Consider the following 21,926-nt stretch of genomic DNA (forward strand, 5'->3'; position numbering starts at 1 on the left):
CGCTCGACACGTCCTTGGACTCCGGCGGCGGCGAGGCGTGCCTCGTCGAGCCGCCGGGCCGTCGCACCTGATTGGAACGACAAAAAGCAAAAGCAGAGGGGAAACGCATGAGCAACACCGCAGAGGTCATCACCGGAACGACTGGCCACGCCGAAGCGGCGCCGATCACGCCGGCTTTCCGCAAGCTCGTGGTCGCATCCTCGCTCGGATCGGTGATCGAACACTATGATTTCTTCATCTACGCCTTCACCGCGCCCGTCGTGTTCGATCGCTTCTTCTTTCCCAAGATGGATTCGACCGCGAGCATGCTGGCGGTCTATGCGACGTTCGCCGTCGGCTTCGTCGCCCGCCCGCTCGGCGGCATGGTGTTCGGCCATTACGGCGACCAGCTCGGCCGCAAGGCGATGCTGACGATCACCTTCGTGCTGATGGGCGTCGCAAGTTTCCTGATCGGCTGCCTGCCAAGCTATGATTCGATCGGGCTTCTGGCGCCGATCGCACTGGTCGCCTTGCGCTTCGTGCAGGGCTTTGCCTTCGGCGGCGAGTACATGAACGCGGTGTCGCTGACGCTGGAGAATGCACCTTCGGCAAGGCGCGGCTTCTTCGCCTCTTTCGTCAACGCGTCGGGTCCGATCGGCGTGATCCTGGCGTCCGGCTTCATCGCGCTGCTCGGCTTCGTCTCGACCCCGCAGGATTTCGCGCAATGGGTCTGGCGCGTGCCCTTCGTGCTCAGCCTGGTGCTGGTGGCGCTCGGAACCTACATCCGCCTCCAGGTCGATGAGTCGACCTTGTTCAAGGCGGTACAGGCCTCGGCCGCGCGGCCGAAGGCACCGCTGCTCGAGGTGGCGCGGTCGTGGAAGACATCGGTGCTGTTCGGCTGTCTCGCCAACATGGCACACAGCACGTTCCAGTACATGAGCACGGTCTTCGTGCTCGGTTATGCCGTCAAGATGCTGGGCATGGCACAGTCCAGCGTCACCTTCGGCACAATGATCGCCAATGTGCTGGAGATGTGCATGGTGCCGCTGATCGCGAGCTATTCAGACCGCTTCGGTCGCCGCCCGTTCATCGCACTCGGCATCCTGCTGGCGGCGGCCTGGTACCCGATCTACTTCCAGCTCGTCGCGACCAAGGATCCGACGCTGCTGATCATGGGCCTCGTCGTCTCGATCGGAATCATCCACGCGCTGATGTTCGCGCCGGAAGCAGCCTTCACGGCAGAGCTGTTTCCGACCGAAGTCCGCGTCAGTGGCTCTTCCCTCGGCAAGCAGCTCGGCATCATCCTGGGCGGCGGCATCGCGCCCCTGGTCGGCACCGCCCTGATGGGATCGAGCGGCAGCTTCACCCCCGTGATCCTCTATTTCGAGGCGATCGCGGCCTGCGCCTTCATCGGCATCCTGCTCGCCCCGGAAAGTGCGAAACGTACATTGTAGGCACGACACAAGGCTGACCGGAATTTGCATCTCGCCAGCCCCGGCGTCTGGCGCTTACGATCCCCTGGCGACGAATCGACAAGCCTTGTCGACAGTCCTTGGGGAACCCGGCAATGGGACCGAGATGTCTTGCCATCGCAGCCTTCGCGGCTGTTGCCTTCTTCGTTATGGCGCCCGCGATCGGACAGCAGGGTCCGCTCGCGACGCGGCAAGCGGAGGCACTCGCCGCCTATGACCGCGCGCTCGGCGATTTCAAATCCATCCTTGCCGAGCGGCGCCGCCAGATCGAAGCGAAGCAACCGCTGCCGAACCTGCCGGGACAGGCAATTTATCTGGCGCGTGTTGCCGTCATCAGCAGCTACAAGGATCTCACCGACGCCATGCCGTCGCGGATCGGCCGGCCCAACAAGTTCGAGATACCACCGGCCTATTTCGACGCGGACATCGAGCCGCTGATCGACGAATATTCAAAACTGTTCGACATCATGGAGGCGCCGCCCGCGGGTGCGCAGGACTCGGCGACGCCGTTCAAGGACGTCGTCGATCTCGCCGTCGCGATTGCGCGCGCCAAAGGGCTTGCACCGGCTCACGCCGAAGCTGCCGGCCGGATCAGCCTCGGGCTGTTCTTCGCCGAGACCAACGGCAAGCAGAATGTCCGCAACGGACGTTCGAACACCTACATGGGCAGCTTCCAGACCGGACCGTCCGAGGACCGCAACGGCCGCAGGAAATGGGAGGCGATCAAGCCCGAAATCGCGGCAGCCGATCCGGGGCTGAACGCGCGCGACGACAAGGAAGAGGCGCGCGCCCGCGGCACCGATCACCGCTTCAACCACTGGACCAACGTGCGCGACGGCCTGATGAACGCGCACGCGGATGTCTTCCGGGAGATCCCGGGAATCGTGAAGACGTTGCCCGACCCGATCGACCAGATGAAGCTGTTCGAATTGATCCAGATCGTTCCCACCCCGACGCGGTCCGCGCTCAAATCGGGCGATCTCCTGAACTACAGGGTGTCCAGCCCCACGATCATGAAGCACCTGCGCAACAACAGCATCTTCGCATTCGGACAGGCTGATCGGGCGAGAACATCGGCAAGCTTCCGAGAGATCCTCGCCGCGATGTGGCTGTTCAACCGGAAGTTCGAGAAGGCGATGGCGAAGTACGCGGAGATCAAGCCGCGCTAGGCTCCACCGCCGCTGGACGAGCTTTCTAGTTCTCCACCTTGTAGCCGTCCGTCAGGGTTTTCAGGAATGCGATGATGTCGGCCTCGTCCTGCTCGGTCATCGCCGGCTTGTCGCCGGGGTGACGATCGAACGGCGGATCGGTGACATCGACATTGGCATGATATTTTTGCGGCAGGTCATCGTATTTCCGCACCGTGCCGTCGGCGGCATGCGGAAACACTTTCTCCGGGTTCGTATCGCGAAAGTTGTAGAAATCGAGCACCTGCTCGAGGCTGCGGAAGACGCCGTTGTGGAAGAAGGCGTGGCGCGTCGCCGTGTTGCGCAGCGTCGGCGTCAGGAACATGCCGCAATATTGCGTCTGCTCGGGGATGTCGGTGCGGTGCGGACCGCAGACGCCGAGATCGAAATGATCAGGGTCGCGGTTACCGGCGAGCGCGGCATTGCGCGGCGCGCCGAGGGCCTCGTACTGGTGATCGGTGAACAGCGGCGGCAGGCCGTCGCGGGTCGGCGCCGAGGTGTGGCAACCGGCGCAATTGGCCTTGTCAGGATCGTTGAAGGCTTGCAGGCCGCGCAGCTCGCTTTCGGACAGCCGCGCCTTGCCTTCGAGCCAGTAGTCGTACTTGCTGGTGTAGGGATGGAAGCTCGGCTCCTCGACCTGATAGCGCGCGACGGCAAACATGGCCTCCGCGATCAGGAGCCGCTGATTTCTGATCACACCTGCGCCGAACAGCTCGACGAAGCGGTTGGCGTAAGGCACGTGGCGCAGCTTGTCCGCGACGATCTCGTCGCTGCCGCCGTCCATCTCGTTGGGATCGAGCAGCGGAAACAGCGCCTGGTCCTGAAGCGTGTCGGCGCGGCCGTCCCAGAACAAGCCGCCTTGCGGCACGATGTTCGCCGACGCGCCGGTGCCGCCTGCGGTCTTCGTCGTGCGCGCGGCTTGCTGGCCGATTGCGGCCATCTGCGCGAGATCGACGATGTTGTCGTCGTCGCCCTTGTCGGGGCCGATGCTGAAGTTCGGATGGCGATCGAGATAGGTCAGCGACGGCACCGCGCGCGCGCCTTGCCGCGACAGGGTGGCGCCGCCGAGCATCACCGGCCCGTCATTGGGCGGGCCGTAGGCATGATCCGGGCTGTGACAGGAGGCGCAGGAGAGCGCGCCGGACGAGGACAGCGAGGCGTCGTAGAAGATTTCCTTGCCGAGTTGCGCCATCGAAGACAACGGCGCGACGGGCGGACGCATGAGGCGAACCGGATTCGGGTTCATGCCCGGCTGGTTTGTCTCCGCGCGTCCTTGCGCCCCGGCAGCAAAGACGGCGCCGGCCAGACAGAGCAGGCCGGCGCCGAGAAGCCACATGGTGCGGCTGTTCATCAAAGCGTCCCGTTGGACTAGTGGTGGTGATGCTCGTCCGGCGGGCTGGTGATCACCGTGCCGGAGGTCGGATCGAGGAACAGCGCGTCCGTGCGGTAGTCGTGGCTGTGATCATGATCGAAATCGAACAGGTCGATGATCGAGCCGGCGCTGGCGTCGAACGAGCCGCCGCCGAGGCGCTGGCCGCGCAGCCAATTGTCCTCGATGAACCGCACCACGGAGGCCTGCGAGATGTAGGTGCTGCTCACGTGGTTGGTTTTGGCGTAGGGCGAGACCACGATGAAGGGAATGCGCGTGCCCGGACCGCAGCGGCCGTTCACCGGCTTGCCAACCAGGCCCTTCGGCGCAGGCTGCTTGTTGGGACCGAGGCCGCAAAGGCCCGGACCGTTGACCTGATCCGCGGTTGCGTCATACGAGGCGCTCTTCGGCGCGACATACTGGTGATCGTACCAGCCGTCGGAGTCGTCATAGGTGATGATGACGGCGGTCTCACGCCATTCCGGCTGCTTCTGGAGGAAGTTGATCAGCTCGACATTGCCGGCCTGCTCATCGAGCGGATCGGAGTTGCCGGCGTGACCGTCCTGGTAGGCCGACATCTTGATGTAGGAGACGGCGGGGAAATTGCCGGCCTTCACCGCGGCGTAGAAGTCCTCGACATCGTAGCCGTGGTTGGCCGGATCGACCTTGCCGTTGAGATCATAGGTATGGCCGACCGCACGCACCGAGCTCGGACGCGCGTGGGTCGGGTTGGCGGTCGACTTGTAGTACTGGAACCAGGCGTGATGCGGGATGTAGTCCACGACGGTGCCGTTGACGTTGCTCGAGAAGGTGCTGCGGCCGCAGCCGGTGGTGCCGTTGGCGTTCTTGAGCGTCAGGTCGAAGCCGCCCATGAAGCTGCCCCAGCTGATGTGCTCGGCGTTGAGCAGGTCGCCGATGTTCTTGCCGTCCATCAGGATGGTGCTGGTCGTGCTCGAGCAGGGATCGTTGCCCGGATCGGTGTCGCCGATCAGCGTCAGGCCGCCCTGGCCGTCGGCGATCGACGATGACGTGCCGACGATGTTCTGCACGCCGTTGGTCTGGCCGGAAATCACCTCGAGCATGCCCGGCGTCGACGGGCCGAAGGTGTCGGTCCAGGCATTGTCGCTCATGGCGAAGTGCTGGGCGTAATTCCAGAACGCCGTGACGGTGTTGCCGTCGAAATAGCCCATGACCTGGCCGTTGGTGCCGAACGCGCCGGCGCCGCCGGCGGTGCCGCGGCCGGTGAATTTCGGGAACAGATCTTCCTTGCCGTTGTCCACGGCCTGCTGCTCGGGCGTGTAGGAATGATTCTGCGAGCGCGTGTTGGCCTGGGTGCGGTCGAGACGGAACGGGGCCGTCGCGCCGGTGCCGTTGGCCGGGCTGTTGTTCGGATTGTTGACCAGCAGGTTCGCCGTGACGAGGTTGTTCACCTTCGGCGTATGCGGCTTCGGCACGAACGGGATCGAGCCCGACGGATTGGCCGCGTTCGGATAGGTCGCGAAGTAATGGTCGAACGAGCGGTTCTCGTTGAAGATGATCACGAGATGCTTGATCGGCGTCTCGGTGTGGATGTCATGCGGATGACGGTGATGACCGCGGTCCTGATCCCGCCCGTGGTCGCCGTCCCGGCCGAAATCGTCCGCGTGGACGGGAATGCTGCACGCAAGTGCCGTCGCGGCCGCGAAAAACGCGACCGTCGTCAGAAATCTGGATCTCATTGTTCTGTTGCCCCGAAGGAATTGACGCCGACCTTCGGGAGATTAACGGCGCGCGATGACAGAGCCGTGTCAGTTTGACGCACAGGACAATTTGCGCAGTTGATCAGACAAGATTTCTCACACTGGCCGAATCGATCGCGAGCCGCACGCGATACGAGGCTGCGGCGCAAGCTCAAGACTCCGCGCCGTTACTCAGTCCGGATCGGCGTGTCCTTCAGGCCGTTATTGTCATAGGCCTTGCGCAGCGTGCCGTTGGTCGTCGCGTCCGTCATGAATTTGGTGACGAAGGTCAATGCCTGGCTGTGGCCGAGCGGCACGGCGACGGCCGTCAGCGTCTTCTTGAACGTCTCGTCCAGCACCCGTGTGCCGGGAATCTTCTGCGCCATCTTGTTGAGCTGGTCGCGCGACAGCGCGAAGGCGTCGATCTCGCCGGCTTTGAGCAAACCGAAGATCTCGTCATAGGTTTGGTAGCCCGTGACTTTCGCATTCTTCAGATGCGCGATGGCGCCACGCATGGTGGTCGTGGCGTTGACGGCCGCCACCTTGATGCCCGCCTGGTCGAGCGTGGCGAAATTGGTGACGTTCGAACCCGGTTTGACGATGTAGGTGGCGTCGGCGACCTCGTAGATCGGGCCGAACATCATCCTGGTCTCGCGCTCGGGGTCCTTGGGGAGCCAGGTGACGTCCCATGTCCCCTTGCCGGCCGCTTCGGTGATCTGCCCGGAGTTCTGGTGCACGACATATTCGACGGGGACGCCGAGCTGGGCGGCCATCTCCTTGCCGAGATCGACCGGCACGCCGGCGTATCCCGCCTCGGTCTTGGTTGACCAGAACGCACCGCCCGCGGGGCTGATCGCGATCGCGACCCGCAGCTTGCCGGTCGGCGCGATGTCGTCCTTCAAACCATCGGCTAGCGCTGGCATGGCGACCAAAGCCGCAAGAACGAGACCGGCAAGAGCCGATTGGACGAGCGTTGGCATGTCATGTTCTCCTCACCTTTTCTTCTTCGATGCCTCGCGCTGCGTCACTCGGCCTTTGACACAATTCTGGCCGATCGTGCGCTCGGTGAAAAGCGGTTTGTCATGACAAATCCGTCAAAGGCCACAGCGGCGTTTGCAGTGCAAGGCCGGCGACCGCCATGGCTATGGTGTTCCACGGCCGGGCATTTGTTGATAGCCTGCCGCACCGACAGACAATAATCGGGGGCCACCGAATGACCTGCGCGAATCCCGCTGACCTCGCACAACGGAACGGAGCGTGGAGACATATCGGGCGGGTACTGACCGCAGCCGTGGTCGTGGTGGCGCTCGCCGGCTGCGAGGACAAGAACACGTTCGTGGCGCCGCCGCCGCCGAAGGTGGACGTCGCGACGCCCGTGGAGCGCGCGGTGACCCGCTATGTCGAGGCCACCGGCAACACCGCGCCGATCAAGAGCGTCGATCTCGTCGCGCGCGTGCAGGGCTTTCTGCAATCGATCGACTACCAGGACGGCAGCTTCGTCAAGCAGGGTACCCAGCTGTTCTTGATCGAGCCTGAGACCTACAAGCTCAAGCTCGAGCAGGCGAAGGCCGCCGAGGTCGGCGCGCAGGCGACGCTGAAGCAGGCCGAAGCCGATTTCAGGCGACAGACCGATCTGGTGCAGCGCCAGGTGGTCTCGCAGTCCACCCTCGACACATCGACATCGACCCGCGACAACGCTCAGGCCAGTCTCCAGCAGGCCCAGGTCAATACGAGGCTCGCCGAAGTCAATTACGGCTACACCAACGTGACCGCGCCGTTCGACGGCATCGTCAGCGCGCACCTGGTCTCGGTCGGCGAGCTCGTCGGCTTCTCCTCCCCGACCCAGCTCGCGACCATCGTGGCGCTGGACCCGATCTGGGTGAACTTCACGGTCAACGAGCAGGACGTCCTGCGCATCCGGGCCGAAGCGGCCCGCCGCGGGCTGACCGTCGCCGACCTCAAGCAGTTGCCGATCCAGGTGGGCCTCCAGACCGAGACCGGCTATCCGCATCAAGGCCACCTCGACTACGTCTCGCCGACCCTCAATTCATCGACCGGCACGCTCGCGGTGCGCGGCGTGGTGCCCAACGACAAACGGGTGCTGCTGCCCGGCTATTTCGTCCGCGTCCGCGTGCCCTTCGACCAGGAGAAGAACGCCCTCCTCGTCCCCGACACCGCGCTCGGCAGCGACCAGGGCGGCCGCTATCTTCTCGTCGTGAACAGCGACAACGTCGTCGAGCAGCGCAAGGTGCAGATCGGCCCTGTCGACAACGGCCTGCGCGTGGTCGAAAGCGGACTGAAGCCGGACGACCGCGTGGTCACCGCGGGGCTGCTGCGCGTGATCCCGGGCCAGAAGATCGACCCGCAACTGACGAAGATCGGTCAGCCGCAGGCGTCGGCCAAGTGAAGGGCTGCCAGCCATGATCTCAAAATTCTTCATCGAGCGGCCGGTCCTCTCGAACGTCATCGCGCTCCTGATGATCCTGATCGGCGGCGTCGCGCTGTTCAACCTCGCGATCGCGCAATACCCCGACGTGGTGCCGCCGACGGTGCAGGTCACCACGCGCTATCCCGGCGCCAGCGCCAAGACCGTGATCGACACCGTGGCGCTGCCGATCGAGCAGCAGGTCAACGGCGTCGAGGACATGCTCTACATGCAGTCCTACAGCGGCTCCGACGGCACCTATACGCTGACCGTGACCTTCAAGATCGGCACCGACCTCAACTTCGCGCAGGTGCTGGTGCAGAACCGCGTCTCCAGCGCGCTGTCGCAATTGCCGAGCGCGGTGCAGAACCAGGGCGTCACCGTGCAGAAGCGGTCGACTTCGATCCTGCTGTTCGTCACGCTGACCTCGCCGGACAAGACGTTCGACAGCCTCTATTTAAGCAACTACGCCACCATCAACATCCGCGACGAGCTCTCGCGCCTGCCCGGCGTCGGCAACGTCACGGTGTTCGGCGCCGGCCAGTATTCGATGCGGGTGTGGCTCGATCCGAACAAGCTGCTAGTGCGCAACCTCGTGCCGCAGGACGTCATCAACGCGATCCAGCAGCAGAGCCAGCAGGTCTCCGCCGGCCAGGTCGGCGCGCCGCCGACGCCGCCGGGCCAGGCGTTCCAGTACACGCTCAACGTCAACGGCCGGCTCGACGACGCCACCCAGTTCGAGAACATCATCGTCAAAACGGGCACCAGCGGCGACGTCACGCGGGTGCGCGACGTCGGCTGGGTCGAACTGGGCGCACAGACCTACAGCCAGATCTTCTCGCTGAACAAGCAGCCGGCCACCGGCATCGGCGTATTCCAGTCGCCCGGCGCCAACGCACTCCAGGTCGAGCAGGCCGTCGAGAAGAAGATGACGGAGCTCGCCAAGCGCTTCCCGCAAGGCATCAAATACGACACGCCGTTCGACACCACCAAGTTCGTGGAGGCCTCGGTGCACGAGGTCTACATGACGCTGATCGAAGCCGGCCTGCTGGTGCTGGTCGTGATCCTGGTGTTCCTGCAGGACTGGCGCGCGATGCTGGTGCCGGCAACCACCGTGCCTGTGACCATCATCGGCGCGTTCGCGGCGATGGCGGCGCTCGGCTTCACCATCAACATGTCGACGCTGTTCGCGATTGTGCTCGCGATCGGCATCGTCGTCGACGACGCCATCGTCGTGGTCGAGGGCGCCGCGCACAATATCGAGCAGGGCATGAACGGCCACGACGCCGCGATCAGGGCGATGGACCAGCTGTTCGCGCCGATCGTTGGCATCACCCTGGTGCTGATCTCGGTGTTCCTGCCGGCCTCGTTCCTCGCCGGCCTGACGGGACGGATCTATTCGCAATTCGCGCTGGTGATCGCGGCGACCGCGCTTCTGTCCGCCATCAACGCGGCCACGCTGAAGCCGACGCAATGCGCGCTCTGGCTGCGGCCGACGGTGCCGCCGGAGCAGCGCAATTTCTTCTACCGCGGCTTCAACGCCGTCTATAACCGGGTCGAGCGGGGCTACACGCGGCTCATTGGCGTGCTGTGCAGGAACAGCACGATCTCGGTCGCATTGGCACTGGTGCTGATCGGGATCGGCGGCTACGGCCTGTCGCGGGTGCCGACCGGCTTCCTGCCGATCGAGGACCAGGGCTATCTGATCGCCGCGGTGCAGTTGCCCGACGGTGCCTCGCTGGAGCGGACCCAGAAGGTGCTCGACAGGGCCGCCGATATCATCAAGGACACGCCGGGCGTCGAACAGGTCATCACCATCGCCGGCATCTCCGCGCTCGACAACAGTGCCAGCCTTGCCAATGCCGGCGTCGCCTACATCATCCTGAAGGACTGGGGAGCCCGCGGCAAAGGCGAGGATTTGCGCTCGCTGGTGTACGGGCTGAACGACAAGGTCGCGACCATCATGGAGGCGCGCACGCTGGTGCTGCCGCCGCCGCCGATCCAGGGCATCGGCAACGCCGCCGGGTTCTCGATGCAGGTCGAGCTGCGCGACGGCAACAGCGATTTCGCCAAGCTCCAGGCCATCACCGGCGCGATGGTCTCCAACGCCCAGAGCCAGAGCGCGCTGCAGCGCGTGCAGTCCTCGTTCCGCTCGTCGGTGCCGCAATTCGACGTCGAGATCGACCGCATCAAGACCCAGACGCTGCACGTCACCACCGATCAGGTGTTCGCGGCGCTCTCGACCTATCTCGGCTCGTCCTACGTCAACCAGTTCAACAAGTTCGGCCGCGTGTTCCAGGTCTATACCCAGGCCGATCCCGCGTTCCGCGTCACCGAGCGCGACATCGCCAACATGCAGGTCCGCAACTCCAACGGCGACATGATCCCGATCGGCACCGTCGCGACGATCACGCCGGCCACGGGCCCGTCGCTGATCAGCCTCTACAATCTCTATCCATCCTCGACCATCATCGGCCTGCCGGCGCAGGGCTATTCCTCGGGGCAGTCGCTGAAGCTGATGGAGGAGATCGCGGACAAGACGCTGCCGCCGGGCACGGGCTATGAGTGGACCGCGATGTCCTATCAGGAGAAGGCGGTCTCGAACCAGATCTACTGGGTGTTCGGCCTCGCCATGCTGCTGGTCTATCTCGTGCTCGCCGGCCAGTACGAGAGCTGGTACGCGCCGATCTCGGTGATCCTCGCGGTGCCGCTGTCGCTGATCGGGCCCATGCTGGTTCTCAACGGCCTCAACATCGACAACAACCTCTATTGCCAGATCGGCCTGATCCTCCTGATCGCGCTGTCGGCCAAGAACGCCATCCTGATCGTCGAGGTCGGGCTCGAGTTGCACAACCGCGACGGCAAGCCGGTGCTGGAATCCGCGATCGAGGCGGCGCGCGCCCGCTTCCGGCCGATCCTGATGACCTCGTTCGCCTTCATCCTCGGCGTGGTGCCGCTGGTGGTCGCGACCGGCGCCGGCGCCAGCGCGCGCAAGTCGATCGGCATCACGGTGTTCTCGGGCATGCTGGCCTCGACCTGCCTCGCCGTGCTGTTCGTGCCGGCCTTCTTCGTGGTGGTGCAGCGGTTCGAGAACTGGCGCGCGTCGAAGAAGGCGAAGGCCCAACCGGCGGTGGAAGCGAAGTCCTAGGCCTTCTCCGCCGGCGCCTGCCGCGCCTCGCCGCTCGACACCAGCAGCACCGAGACCTTCGACTGCCGCAACACGGCGTCGGCAACGCCGCCGAAGGACAGATGGTCGCCCTGGATGCGGTCGACGCCCATGACCACGAGATCGATATCGGTGGCGCCGATCTCGCGCAGGATCGCCGCCTCCGGCGCCCGGTTCACGCGCAGTGTCGTGGTGATGTCGACGTCGTAGCGGGCGGCGAGATCGCTGGTGTCCTTGAGGACGCCATCCTCCCGGCTCAGCCCGCGGGACGGGCTGCGCTGCGCGCCCTTGTCGCGCGTCGTCGCGACATAGATCACCCGGAGCGAGCCCGATCCGGCCTGCGCCAGCGCGACCGCGACCTCGGCGCCGCGCTTGGAGACGCCGCTGCCGGAGACCGGAACGAGGATGTTGAGCGCGTCGGGCATCGGCTGCTTCAGATGCTTGCCCTTGGCTGCGACGATCGCAAGCGGTCCTTCGAACGTTGCGGCGATGTCCTCGATCTTGCGATCGAAGCGATCCTTGGCGGCAGTAACCTTGTCGACGCCGACGACGAGCAGATCAAAACCCTTCCGCGCTTCCTCGGCGATCGTCTCGCCGAGCTCCGCGCGCCCCGCCCGGGTGACGACATCAATGCTGCCGGCGTTGCCTTCGCCGTGGGCGGACACGGTTTCGGCGGCCTTCTTCACCACGGCTTCGTGGCTCTCCTCCTCGTCGCGGCCCTTCTCCTGCTCTTCCGCGCGCCTGCCGATATGCAGCACGGTGATCGGCAGGCCGCGCATGCCGGCGATCTGGCCGGCGACATGCGCGGCGAAAGTGGCGTTGACGCTTTCGTCCACCGCCAGCAAGGGACGCTCGAGATTGGCGATGAAACCGCGCTTCTCGAATTCCTCCCGCTCCAGGCGCTCCTTCTCCTCCTTGTTCATCGGCAGCCTTGCCAGCGCCGCGCGCAGCATCGGCGGCATCGCCATCGTCGTCACGATCGCCATCGTCACGATCATCGTGAACAGGTTCTGGCTGAGCACGCCGATGGACAGGCCGATGGTCGCGATGATCACCTCGGTGGAGCCACGCGCATTCATTCCGCTCGCGAGCGCCAGCGATTCCCGCGTGTTCAGGCCACCTACGGTGCCGCCGACGAAGGCGCCACCGAACTTGCCGACGCTGGCGATCACGACCACCAGGCCGGTGAGCATCAGGAGATTGGGATCGCGAAGCACCGAGAGATCGGCGCTGAGGCCTGCAAGGCCGAAGAACACCGGCATGAAGAAGCTCGAGATCAGGCCGCGCAGGCGCTCGTCGATCTGCTTCGTCAGGATCGGGGATTCGCCGACCAGGATGCCGGCGACGAAGGCGCCGAGCACGGTATGCACGCCGATCAGATGCGTGATCAGCGCCATGACGGACATCAGCAGCAGGATCACCGTGATGACGGGCGCAGTGCTGACGAGATTGTCGTTGGCCCAGCGGATGAGCTGAAACACCAGCCTGCGGCCGATGGTGAAGCTGACGGCAAGGAACGCGAGCGTGCCGAGCACCGCCTTCGCCACCGAGGCGATATCCAGCGTCCCATGCGAGGCCAGGCTGAAGATGACCGCGATGATGATCCAGCCGATGGTGTCGTCGATGACGGCGGTCGCGACGATGATCTGGCCGACATTGCGGCGCATGAAATTCATCTCGCGCACGACCACGGCGACGATCTTCACCGAGGAGATCGACAGCGCCGTGCCCATGAACAGCGACGCCACGAGGCGTTCTTGCGGATTGGGCAGCAGCGCATCAGGCAGGAACTCGCCGAGCGCAAAACCGCAGGCAAAGGGCACGAGGATGCCGGCGATCGAGATCGCGATCGCCGCCTTGCCGACCTTCCTGACCAGCTTGAGATCGGTCTCCATGCCGGTCAGCAGCAACAGCAGCAGGATGCCGAACTGGGCGATGCCGTCGATCATCGCCTTCTGCTCGGGAGTCTTCGGGAAGATGGCGTGCTGCGCCTCCGGCCAGATCCAGCCGAACAGCGACGGCCCCAGGATGATGCCGGCGAGCAGCTCGCCGATCACCGAGGGTTGGCCGATCCGTTGCATGATCTCGCCGAGGCCGCGACCGACGGCGATCAGCAGCACGATCTGCGCGACCAGCAGGAATTCCGAGGGACCGGCCGATTTGCCGCCCTCGGCGCCGGCCGCAATGGTGGTGAGGACAAGCGCCGCGGGGACAAGGCCGACCGGTCGGAGCAGGCTCCACTGCATGCAGGTGTCTTTCCCCCTTCACTTGCCCCGGTGACGGGGCCACGGGGATAGAACCCGCGGGAGGTGGAGCGGGTTCCCGCGGCTTGCAGCGGGGGACGAAAACAAAAAGCTCGAAAACAACCCCATGCACAGTAGCGATGGCGTTGAAAAAGCTCGAGAAAATTTCGGCCTTACCGAATCTATTTGCTCCGTCGGGCAAAACACCGGCATAATGGCATCATGGGTGGCATGCGTGGCCTGCCTCCTCATCCCCCGTCATTGCGAGCTTCTCGGTCAATGCGAACGAAGCGAAGCAATCCAGAGTCCCTCCGCGGAGGTAGCCTGGATTGCTTCGTCGCTACGCTCCTCGCAATGACGGGCAGAGAGCCTAGGCCGCCTGCGGCGACCTGATCTCGCGCGGCAGGATGATCGCGGCGGCGATCGCCAGCAGGCAGAGCGCGGCGAACGCATGCAGCATGGTGACGAAGCCGCCCTGCTCGTAGAGCCATGCGACCAGGCCGACGGAGGCACCGGCGGCGGTGAAGCCGATGAAATAGCGCACGGCATAGGCGCGCGAGCGCCATTCCTCGCTGGTGTATTTGCCGACCATGGCGTCGTTGACCGTGACCTGCCCGAACGCGCCCATGACGATGCCGATCGAGACCAGGATCAGCGGCAGATTGGACAGGCTCGCGGCCAGATACAGGAACGGCGCCAGCATGAAGGACAGCGGCAGCGCCACCGTCTTCAGCGAATAGCGGTCGAGCAGCCGGCCGATCGTGTACTGCGTCATCGCGCCGAACACGTAGACGCAAGCCGCGATGACGCCGAGCAGCGCCGGGCTTTTGGTGAGATCGGCGAGCCGTTCCGCGAACAGCTTTGGCAGCGCCACGGTGACGGCGTTGAACGTGGTCGAGATCGCGATCACGACGATCAGCAGCGACAGGATCACCCGCCACATGTCCTGCTTGGCGACACGCGCCTGGGCGGCCGCCTGCTTCGAGCCCTTGCGGTCCTCGTGCACGACCATCATCGCGAAGGCGATGCCGATCAGGATCGTCACGATGCCCGGAATGATGAAGGCAAAGCGCCATCCAAAATACTGGCCGATGACGCCGGTGACCAGCGCGGACGAGGCGACACCGAGATTGCCCCAGACGCCGTTGATGCCCATCTCGCGGCCCAGCCTGTCGGCATAGGACACGATCATCGCGGTGCCGACGGGATGGTAGATCGAGGCAAAGATGCCGATGGCCAGCAGCGCGGCACCGAGCTGCGCCGGGGTCTGCACGAAGCCGACCGAGATCATGGAGAGGCCAATGCCGACGAAGAAGATCAGCATCATGTGGCGGCGGCTCCAGCGGTCCCCGAGCCAGCCGGTGAGCAGCGAGCCCGCGCCGAACGCGACGAAGCCCGGGGTCGCATAGGGCAGGAGCTCCGAATAGGCCATGCCGAGCGCGGGCCCCATGATGATCACCGCGGCGGCGAAGATCAGCATCGAATAATGGTCGATGAAATGGCCTGCGTTGACGAAACTGATCACCCGGCTGGGACTGTTCATTCCGAATCCTCTCCTGCTCCGAAATGGGTTATATGTCTTGGCCATGACGGGATGCCGCCAATGACTGTCTTGGAAACGCCAATCCTGCGGGAGGTCCGGAGCAATCATCGCTCGCCCGCGGGCGTGCACCTGGTCGCCCGCGACTATCCCAAGGGCATGCGGATCGATCCGCACATGCACCGCGAGGCGCAGCTGATCTATGCGGCCAAGGGCACCATGCAGGTGACGACGCCCGGGGGACGCTGGCTGGTGCCGCCGGACCGTGCGGTCTGGGTGCCCGCCGGGCTCGAGCACGCCCTCGACCTGCTCGCCGACATCGAGATGCGCACGCTGTATTTCGACCTGTCCTGGCTCAAGCGCCAAAAGCGCTATGAGGGCCTGACCAGGGAATTCGTGGTGCGGGTATCGCCACTGCTCAATCAGGCGATCCTCGCGCTGTTCGACGCGCGCAATACGGAAGAGCGCACCGAGCTGCTGGTCCGTCTGGTGATGCTGGAATTGCACCAGGCCGAGGATTCCGCGACCTTCGTGCCGCTGCCGCACGAGCCGCGCTGCCGCCGCGCCGCGATGATCGTGCTCGACGACCCCACCGGCCTGCACGACATCGACACGCTGGCGCGCGAGGTCGGAACCTCCGCGCGCACGCTGTCGCGGCTGTTCTCAACGGAGACGCAGCTGAGCTTCAAGAGCTGGTGCCAGCGCGCGCGGATCGCGGCAGCGATCCGGCGGTTGTCGACGGACACCAATGTGTCGATGAAGCAGCTCGCGACCCAGCTCGGCTATGCCAGCGTGTCGGCGTTCTCGGCCGCGTTCCGGCAGGTGACGGGCCGGACGCCGACGGAGTTTGCGGGGAAGGGGTGAGGTCGCCGCCAAGCCGCAAGAAATCGTAGGGTGGGCAAAGCGACTTGTCCGCCGTAGCTCGAAGAGCGAAGGCGGAAGCGTGCCCACCTCTTTCGCTGTCGTCGAGAGAGATGGTGGGCACGGCGCAAGTGCGCCTTTGCCCACCCTACGGCAGCGGTGCCCTCGGTGACATTGTCCGCATTCAACGGCATGACGGCATTCTTGCAATGCACGGCCCAACTAAAGATGCCGCATTCCCCTGCTTGATTGTGATCGGCTTTCACCTAAATCCCGTGTAAGCTTCCGCAGCGCACAAACCGAAATCGAAAAGCTCCGATGGCCAACGCCTACTTCTCCGACCTGCTCGCCACCATCTCCGAACGCGGCCGCACGCTGCTTCGACGCGGGAATTCGGCCGACACCAAGCAGGATGCCGACGGGCTGATCGAGCTCTGCGGCGCCTTGTTGTCGGGCCGGGGCGAAGCTTCGGGCACCGCCATGGCGCGTGAGGTGCTCGACATCTACCAGGAGCTGGATGCGACGGGACGCCGCGCTTTCTTCGAAGCACTGGTGCGCGATTTCGGTCCCGACCGGGAACGCCTGTCCAGGGCGATCGAGAAATGGCGCGCCAAGCCCAGCGACGAGGACGCGAGCTCCCTGCACTTCGCCTCCGAGCCGCGCCGGCAGGAGCTGATCCGCCGCCTCAACCGCGCGCCGGGCGGCACCGGCGATCTCGTCAGCATGCGCGCCGATCTGCTCGGCATGATGAACGGTCACACCGATCTCGCCGCGCTCGATCGCGACGTCTCGCATCTTCTCTCTTCGTGGTTCAACAGGGGGTTTCTCGTGCTGCGCCGGATTGACTGGTCGACCCCGGCCAACATCCTCGAAAAGATCATCCGTTACGAAGCCGTGCACGAGATCAGCGATTGGGACGATCTGCGCCGCCGCATCGATCCGGTCGACCGACGCTGCTACGCCTTTTTCCATCCCGCCATGGTGGACGAGCCGCTGATCTTCGTCGAGGTGGCACTGACCGAGACGATCCCCGGCGCGATTGCACCGCTGCTCGCGGTCGACCGCCAGCATCTGCCGATCGAACGCGCGCGCACCGCGGTGTTCTACTCGATCTCCAACACCCAGCGCGGCCTTGGCGGCATCTCCTTCGGCAGCTTCCTGATCAAGCAGGTGGTCGAAGAGCTGCGCCGCGAGACGCCGAAGCTCGACACCTTCGTGACGCTGTCGCCGGTGCCGGGCTTCATGCAGTGGGTCAAGCAGGACAAGGACCTGCCGCTGTCCGATGAGGACCGCGAGATCCTCAAGCGCCTCGACGATCCCAAATGGTTCGAGAACCCCGAGACGACCACGCTGCTGCGCAGCGTGATCGACCCGCTCGCGGCCTACTATTTCCTCAAGGCCCGCACGCCGAAGGGCAAGCTGATCGATTCCGTCGCCCGCTTCCATCTCGGCAACGGCGCCCGGCTCGAGCGCATCAACTGGTTAGGGGATCTCTCGCCGAAGGGCGTGCGCGAGTCCGCCGGCGTCATGGTCAACTACCTCTACCGCTTCGACGACATCGAGAAGAACCACGAAGCCTACGCCAATGATGGCGAGGTCGTGGCCTCGAGCGCAGTGAAGAAGCTGTTGAAGGGCGAAGGACGACGGTTACTGGACATGCGGTTGTCGTAGCGACAACCTCGGCTGTCGTCCCGGACAAGCGCAGCGAAGCGGAGCGCAGATCCGGGACCCATAACCACAGGAAGACGTGGTTACGGGGACTCGGAGTTGCCTCGTCGCATCACGACTCCTTCCTGGGGTTATGGGTCCCCGCCTTCGCGGGGACGACACCGTTGTTGGCGTGGCCATCGCGTCGCACCACAAACAAGCTGCTGAAAGACGGCCACTGGACACCCGCCCATCCCAGGCGCTATCCGTTTCATCAGTTCCTGCACCAAAGACGGGACACCATGAAACGACGCCACTTTCTCGGCCTGACCGCCGCGGCGGCAACCAGCCTCGCCCTCACGCCTGCACGCAGTTTCGCGGAGGGCCCTCCTTCAGGGCCCGAGATGACGGCGCTGTGCGATTACATGAGTGCCGCCAAGGCCCGCGCACTTCCGCCCGAGATCGCCGAACACGCAAAGCACCACATCCTCGACACGCTGGCCTCGATGATATCGGGGTCTGAGCTGCCGCCCGGTCAGGCCGCGCAGCGCTACATCCGCGCCAATGCCACGCAGGGAACGGGCACCGTCGCCGGTACGACGCTCACGGCATCGCCGGTCGAGGCCGCACTTGCCAACGGCGTCATGGCGCATGCCGACGAAACCGACGATTCCCACAGCCCGTCGCGGTCGCATCCGGGATCCTCGACCGTTCCTGCCGCACTTGCGCTTGGCGAGCACCTCGGCATCGACGGCGCGCATCTCCTGCGCGCGGTGACGCTCGGCTACGACGTCGGCACGCGTGTGGTGATGGCGATGGGCGGCGCCGATTTCAGCTATGAGAGCGTGCTGAGCACGCACAGCATTTCCGGCACGTTCTGCGCCTCCGCGGCAGCCGCCTGCGTCGCCGGCTTCGACGCGCGCCGGATGCGCTGGGTGCTCGACTATGCCGCACAGCAATCCTCCGGCTTCATCGTGTGGCGGCGCGACGTCGACCACATCGAGAAGGGATTTGTGTTCGCCGGCATGCCGGCCCGCAACGGCGTCACCTCGGCGCTCCTGGTGCGCTCGGACTGGAACGGCGTCGACGACGTCTTCTCGGGGCCGGACAATTACTTCCTGGCGTATTCGCCCAAGGCGGCGACCGCAAAACTCGTGGACAAGCTCGGCGAGCGCTACGAAATCGCGGGCACCGACATCAAGAAATGGACGGTGGGATCGCCGATCCAGGGACCGCTCGACGCGATCTATACGATCCGCAGCAAGCGGGCCTTCGAGGCGGAGCAAGTCAAGCAGGTGACGGTGCGTCTTGCGCCATCGGTCGCCGAGGTCGTGGACAACCGCGACATCCCCGACATCTGCCTCCAGCACATGGTCGCCGTGATGCTGCTCGACAAGACCGCGTCTTTTCACGCCGCGCATGACAAGCCACGCATGCGGGACGCGGCGGTCTTGAAGGAGCGCGCCAAGGTGAATTTGGTGCGCGACGAGGAGCTCGCCAAACTGCTGCCGGTGCGCGTCGCCATCGTCGAGATCGAGCTTACCGACGGCAGCCGCCTCTCCGAGCGCATCACCGCCGTGCGCGGCACCCCGCGCAACCCGATGACGCGCGAAGAGGTCATCGACAAGGCGCGCGACCTGATCGCGCCGGTGGTCGGGCGGGAGAAGTCGGAGCAGTTGATTAAGTCGGTCTATGAGATCGAGGCGGTGACGGATATTCGTACGCTGCGGCCGTTGCTGCAGCGGGCGTGAATTCTACCGTGACGTCCAATAACGCCGCAGTCCCCGGGCCGACGCCCTCCGCGGAGCGGATCGATGCCATCGACATTCTGCGCGGCATCGCCCTGCTCGGCGTCATGGCCATCAATCTCGTCATGGAATTTCGCGTTTCGATCTTCGAACAGTTTCTTGGTCCCAAGACGCACGCATCGCCGGTCGATCGTGTCATCGAAACGATCCTGACACAGGCCGTCGAGCTCAAAGCGTTTGCGCTGTTTTCGTTGCTGTTCGGCGCAGGTCTTGCCATTCAATTCGACCGGCTCGCGACCAGCGAGCGCCGCGCCGCGCTGCTCGTGCGCCGGCTCGCCGTGCTGCTGGTGTTCGGTGTCATTCACCTGTGTCTGATCTGGAACGGCGACATCCTCACCGAATATGCGCTAGCGGGGTTCATCGTGCTGCCGCTCCTGTTTGGCCCGCGCTGGCTGCTCGCTCTCGCCGCGCTGGTGTTTCTGGCGCTGTACCTGGCGATGCAGGCCTTTCCGCCGGCTGGATTGTTTCCGAGCAGGGCCGCGATCTGGCAGGACGTCATGGATGCCAATCGCATCTATGCGACTGGCGGCTTCGTCGATGTGTTGGCGTTTCGCCTGCGCGAAATTCCCCTCATCGCCTCCCTGCACGCATTCATCTTCCTGCGCACGATCGGGCTGTTTCTTGTCGGCGCGCTGGCCTGGCGTAGCGGCATTGTGCAAAATACCAGCGGACTGCTCGTCATCGCGCTCCCCGCGATCGGCCTCGGCGCGACCTTGCTTTATCGTGGCATCGAGCCGCTCGGCACCATCCTGCTGGCCATGGGCTATGGTGCCGCCATCCTCGGCATCGCCCGTTTCGAGCGCGGCAAGAGGCTGCTCGGCTGGGCCGCGCCGCTGGGACGGATGGCCTTCACGAACTACGTCGCGCAATCCCTCATCTTCGGCTGGATCTTTTACGGCTACGGCCTTGGCCTGTTTGGGCGGCTTGGCATCACCCCGGCCCTCGCCATCGGCATCGCCGTCTACACCGGACAGGTGCTGTTTAGCGCATGGTGGCTGCGCCACTTCCGATACGGTCCGCTCGAATGGCTGTGGCGCACGCTGATGTATGGCGTGCGGCAGCCGATGGTGCTGTCACGGGGGGCCGCGATGCGTACTCAACTGTCGTCCCGGACAAGCGAAGCGCAGATCCGGGACCCATAACCACAGGCGTGGGTTTGGCGAAGACTCGGAGTGACCAGCTCGCGCCGTCACCTCTCCCTGTGGTTATGGGTCCCCGCGTTCGCGGGGACGACAACGGAGCAAGTGGCGCGGCCGTCGCACTCCCAGCGCCGCCCCTACTCCGCCAGCGCCTTCATTTCCTTGTAGAGGTCCGATTTGCCCTCGAAGCCGATGCCTGACAGCTCGGGCATGGTGATGTGGCCGTTCTCCACGCGGACGCCGTCGGGGAAGCCGCCATAGGGCTGGAACAGGTCGGGGTAGCTCTCATTGCCGCCCAGGCCGAGGCCGGCGGCGATGTTGAGCGACATCTGGTGGCCGCCGTGGGGGATGCAGCGGCTGGGCGACCAGCCGTAGGTCTTCAGCACCTCCAGCGTGCGCTGGTATTCGCACAGGCCATAGGACAGCGCGCAGTCGAATTGCAGCCAGTCGCGATCGGGCCGCATGCCGCCGTAGCGGATCAGATTCCGGGCGTCCTGGTGGCTGAAGAGATTCTCGCCCGTCGCCATCGGGCCGGGATAGAATTCGGCAAGCGCGGCCTGCAGCGCGTAGTCGAGGGGATCGCCGACCTCCTCGTACCAGAACAGCGGATAGTCGCGCAGCATCTTGGCGTAGGCGATGCCGGTCTCCAGGTTGAAGCGGCCGTTGGCATCGACGGCGAGCTGCGCGTCCTTGCCGATCTCCTTGAGCACCGCCTCGATGCGCGTGCGATCCTCCTCGATTCCCGCGCCGCCGATCTTCATCTTCACGACGTTGTAGCCGCGGTCGAGATAGCCGCGCATCTCGCCGCGCAGCATCGAAAGATCCTTGCCGGGATAGTAATAGCCGCCGGCGGCGTAGACGAAGACGCGCGGATTGGCTGTGAGGCCATGCCGCTCGGCGAGCAGGCGAAACAGCGGCTTGCCCGCGATCTTCGCCACCGCATCCCACACCGCCATGTCGATGGTGCCGACCGCGACCGAGCGCTCGCCATGGCCGCCCGGCTTCTCGTTGGTCATCATCGCGGCCCAGACCTTGTCGGGGTCGAGATTGTCGCCGGCTGCATCGAGCAGCGACTTCGGATCGGCCTCAAGGATGCGCGAGGCAAAACGCTCGCGGATCAGGCCGCCCTGCCCGTAGCGGCCGTTGGAATTGAAGCCGTAGCCGACGACGCGCTTGCCGTCGCGCACGACGTCAGTGACGACGGCGACCAGGCTCGTCGTCATCTTGGTGAAGTCGATATAGGCGTTGCGGATCGGCGATGAGATCGGCTTGGTGATCTCGCGGACGTCGACGATGCGGACGGACATGGGGTGTGGCCTTACTTTTTTAATGCGTCATTCCGGGGCGATGCGCAGCATCGAACCCGGAATCT

Annotated in this window: 14 protein-coding genes; 8 read left to right on the forward strand and 6 right to left on the reverse strand. The window is 64.8% G+C overall.

The annotated features are described in order from the left end of the window. Positions 1-107: 107 nt before the first annotated feature. Together NLM25_RS36065 and NLM25_RS36070 are read left to right on the forward strand one after the other, a co-directional pair. Positions 108-1,433 (forward strand): MFS transporter, encoded by a 1,326-nt coding sequence (locus NLM25_RS36065; RefSeq protein WP_254140055.1) that lies wholly within the window; start codon positions 108-110, stop codon positions 1,431-1,433. A 113-nt stretch (positions 1,434-1,546) separates the two neighbouring features. Beyond that, on the forward strand, positions 1,547-2,620 hold the full coding sequence (locus NLM25_RS36070) for a hypothetical protein (protein ID WP_254140056.1): 1,074 nt from the start codon (positions 1,547-1,549) through the stop codon (positions 2,618-2,620). A 25-nt stretch (positions 2,621-2,645) separates the two neighbouring features. Here NLM25_RS36070 and NLM25_RS36075 read toward each other — a convergent pair whose 3' ends face one another. The 3 genes from NLM25_RS36075 to NLM25_RS36085 form a co-directional block, all read right to left on the reverse strand. Beyond that, on the reverse strand, positions 2,646-3,989 hold the full coding sequence (locus tag NLM25_RS36075; protein ID WP_254140057.1) for a cytochrome-c peroxidase: 1,344 nt from the start codon (positions 3,987-3,989) through the stop codon (positions 2,646-2,648). Positions 3,990-4,006: 17 nt separating this feature from the next. Beyond that, complete coding sequence (locus tag NLM25_RS36080) at positions 4,007-5,725, reverse strand: phospholipase C (RefSeq protein WP_254140058.1); 1,719 nt, start codon at positions 5,723-5,725, stop codon at positions 4,007-4,009. A gap of 188 nt (positions 5,726-5,913) precedes the next feature. Further along, a complete protein-coding gene (locus NLM25_RS36085; RefSeq protein ID WP_254140059.1) occupies positions 5,914-6,705 on the reverse strand; it encodes an ABC transporter substrate-binding protein in 792 nt (263 codons plus the stop codon). A gap of 233 nt (positions 6,706-6,938) precedes the next feature. Here NLM25_RS36085 and NLM25_RS36090 point away from each other — a divergent pair, with 233 nt between their 5' ends. Continuing rightward, positions 6,939-8,132 (forward strand): efflux RND transporter periplasmic adaptor subunit, encoded by a 1,194-nt coding sequence (locus tag NLM25_RS36090; protein ID WP_254140060.1) that lies wholly within the window; start codon positions 6,939-6,941, stop codon positions 8,130-8,132. 13 nt (positions 8,133-8,145) lie between these two features. After that, entirely contained in the window at positions 8,146-11,298 is a 3,153-nt protein-coding gene (locus NLM25_RS36095) for an efflux RND transporter permease subunit (protein ID WP_254140061.1), read from the forward strand. On the opposite strand, the gene NLM25_RS36100 is transcribed toward NLM25_RS36095, so the two are convergent. Beyond that, positions 11,295-13,562, reverse strand: coding sequence for a cation:proton antiporter (locus NLM25_RS36100; RefSeq protein ID WP_254140062.1), 2,268 nt, complete (start codon positions 13,560-13,562; stop codon positions 11,295-11,297). The two genes, NLM25_RS36095 and NLM25_RS36100, sit on opposite strands and share 4 nt — an antisense overlap. A gap of 367 nt (positions 13,563-13,929) precedes the next feature. Further along, positions 13,930-15,102, reverse strand: a complete 1,173-nt coding sequence (locus NLM25_RS36105) for an MFS transporter (RefSeq protein ID WP_254122614.1) — start codon at positions 15,100-15,102, stop codon at positions 13,930-13,932. A gap of 60 nt (positions 15,103-15,162) precedes the next feature. Here NLM25_RS36105 and NLM25_RS36110 point away from each other — a divergent pair, with 60 nt between their 5' ends. The 4 genes from NLM25_RS36110 to NLM25_RS44195 all read left to right on the forward strand — a co-directional run bounded on the left by NLM25_RS36110 (position 15,163) and on the right by NLM25_RS44195 (position 20,557). Then, positions 15,163-15,963 (forward strand): helix-turn-helix transcriptional regulator, encoded by an 801-nt coding sequence (locus tag NLM25_RS36110; RefSeq protein WP_254140063.1) that lies wholly within the window; start codon positions 15,163-15,165, stop codon positions 15,961-15,963. A gap of 315 nt (positions 15,964-16,278) precedes the next feature. Continuing rightward, a complete protein-coding gene (locus NLM25_RS36115; RefSeq protein WP_254140064.1) occupies positions 16,279-17,631 on the forward strand; it encodes a malonyl-CoA decarboxylase in 1,353 nt (450 codons plus the stop codon). A gap of 278 nt (positions 17,632-17,909) precedes the next feature. Then, the gene (locus tag NLM25_RS36120) at positions 17,910-19,358 is read left to right on the forward strand and encodes an MmgE/PrpD family protein (RefSeq protein WP_254140065.1); all 1,449 of its coding nucleotides are present in this window, start codon (positions 17,910-17,912) and stop codon (positions 19,356-19,358) included. Positions 19,359-19,366: 8 nt separating this feature from the next. Continuing rightward, entirely contained in the window at positions 19,367-20,557 is a 1,191-nt protein-coding gene (locus NLM25_RS44195) for a DUF418 domain-containing protein (RefSeq protein WP_254140066.1), read from the forward strand. Between the two features lie 134 nt (positions 20,558-20,691). Here NLM25_RS44195 and tarD read toward each other — a convergent pair whose 3' ends face one another. Further along, entirely contained in the window at positions 20,692-21,861 is a 1,170-nt protein-coding gene (tarD, locus tag NLM25_RS36130; protein ID WP_254140067.1) for a D(-)-tartrate dehydratase, read from the reverse strand. Between the last annotated feature and the right edge of the window lie 65 nt (positions 21,862-21,926).

This window comes from Bradyrhizobium sp. CCGB01 (genome assembly GCF_024199795.1).
Classification (GTDB): Bacteria; Pseudomonadota; Alphaproteobacteria; order Rhizobiales; family Xanthobacteraceae; genus Bradyrhizobium.

What these genes read in the sequence shown, in the direction of transcription:
- tarD (WP_254140067.1), bottom strand. Translation starts at nt 21,861, where the DNA reads ATGTCCGTCCGCATCGTCGACGTCCGCGAGATCACCAAGCCGATCTCA.
- NLM25_RS36105 (WP_254122614.1), bottom strand. Translation starts at nt 15,102, where the DNA reads ATGAACAGTCCCAGCCGGGTGATCAGTTTCGTCAACGCAGGCCATTTC.
- NLM25_RS36080 (WP_254140058.1), bottom strand. Translation starts at nt 5,725, where the DNA reads ATGAGATCCAGATTTCTGACGACGGTCGCGTTTTTCGCGGCCGCGACG.
- NLM25_RS36100 (WP_254140062.1), bottom strand. Translation starts at nt 13,562, where the DNA reads ATGCAGTGGAGCCTGCTCCGACCGGTCGGCCTTGTCCCCGCGGCGCTT.
- NLM25_RS36090 (WP_254140060.1), top strand. Translation starts at nt 6,939, where the DNA reads ATGACCTGCGCGAATCCCGCTGACCTCGCACAACGGAACGGAGCGTGG.
- NLM25_RS36085 (WP_254140059.1), bottom strand. Translation starts at nt 6,705, where the DNA reads ATGCCAACGCTCGTCCAATCGGCTCTTGCCGGTCTCGTTCTTGCGGCT.
- NLM25_RS36095 (WP_254140061.1), top strand. Translation starts at nt 8,146, where the DNA reads ATGATCTCAAAATTCTTCATCGAGCGGCCGGTCCTCTCGAACGTCATC.
- NLM25_RS36115 (WP_254140064.1), top strand. Translation starts at nt 16,279, where the DNA reads ATGGCCAACGCCTACTTCTCCGACCTGCTCGCCACCATCTCCGAACGC.
- NLM25_RS36065 (WP_254140055.1), top strand. Translation starts at nt 108, where the DNA reads ATGAGCAACACCGCAGAGGTCATCACCGGAACGACTGGCCACGCCGAA.
- NLM25_RS36070 (WP_254140056.1), top strand. Translation starts at nt 1,547, where the DNA reads ATGGGACCGAGATGTCTTGCCATCGCAGCCTTCGCGGCTGTTGCCTTC.
- NLM25_RS36120 (WP_254140065.1), top strand. Translation starts at nt 17,910, where the DNA reads ATGAAACGACGCCACTTTCTCGGCCTGACCGCCGCGGCGGCAACCAGC.
- NLM25_RS36075 (WP_254140057.1), bottom strand. Translation starts at nt 3,989, where the DNA reads ATGAACAGCCGCACCATGTGGCTTCTCGGCGCCGGCCTGCTCTGTCTG.
- NLM25_RS36110 (WP_254140063.1), top strand. Translation starts at nt 15,163, where the DNA reads ATGACTGTCTTGGAAACGCCAATCCTGCGGGAGGTCCGGAGCAATCAT.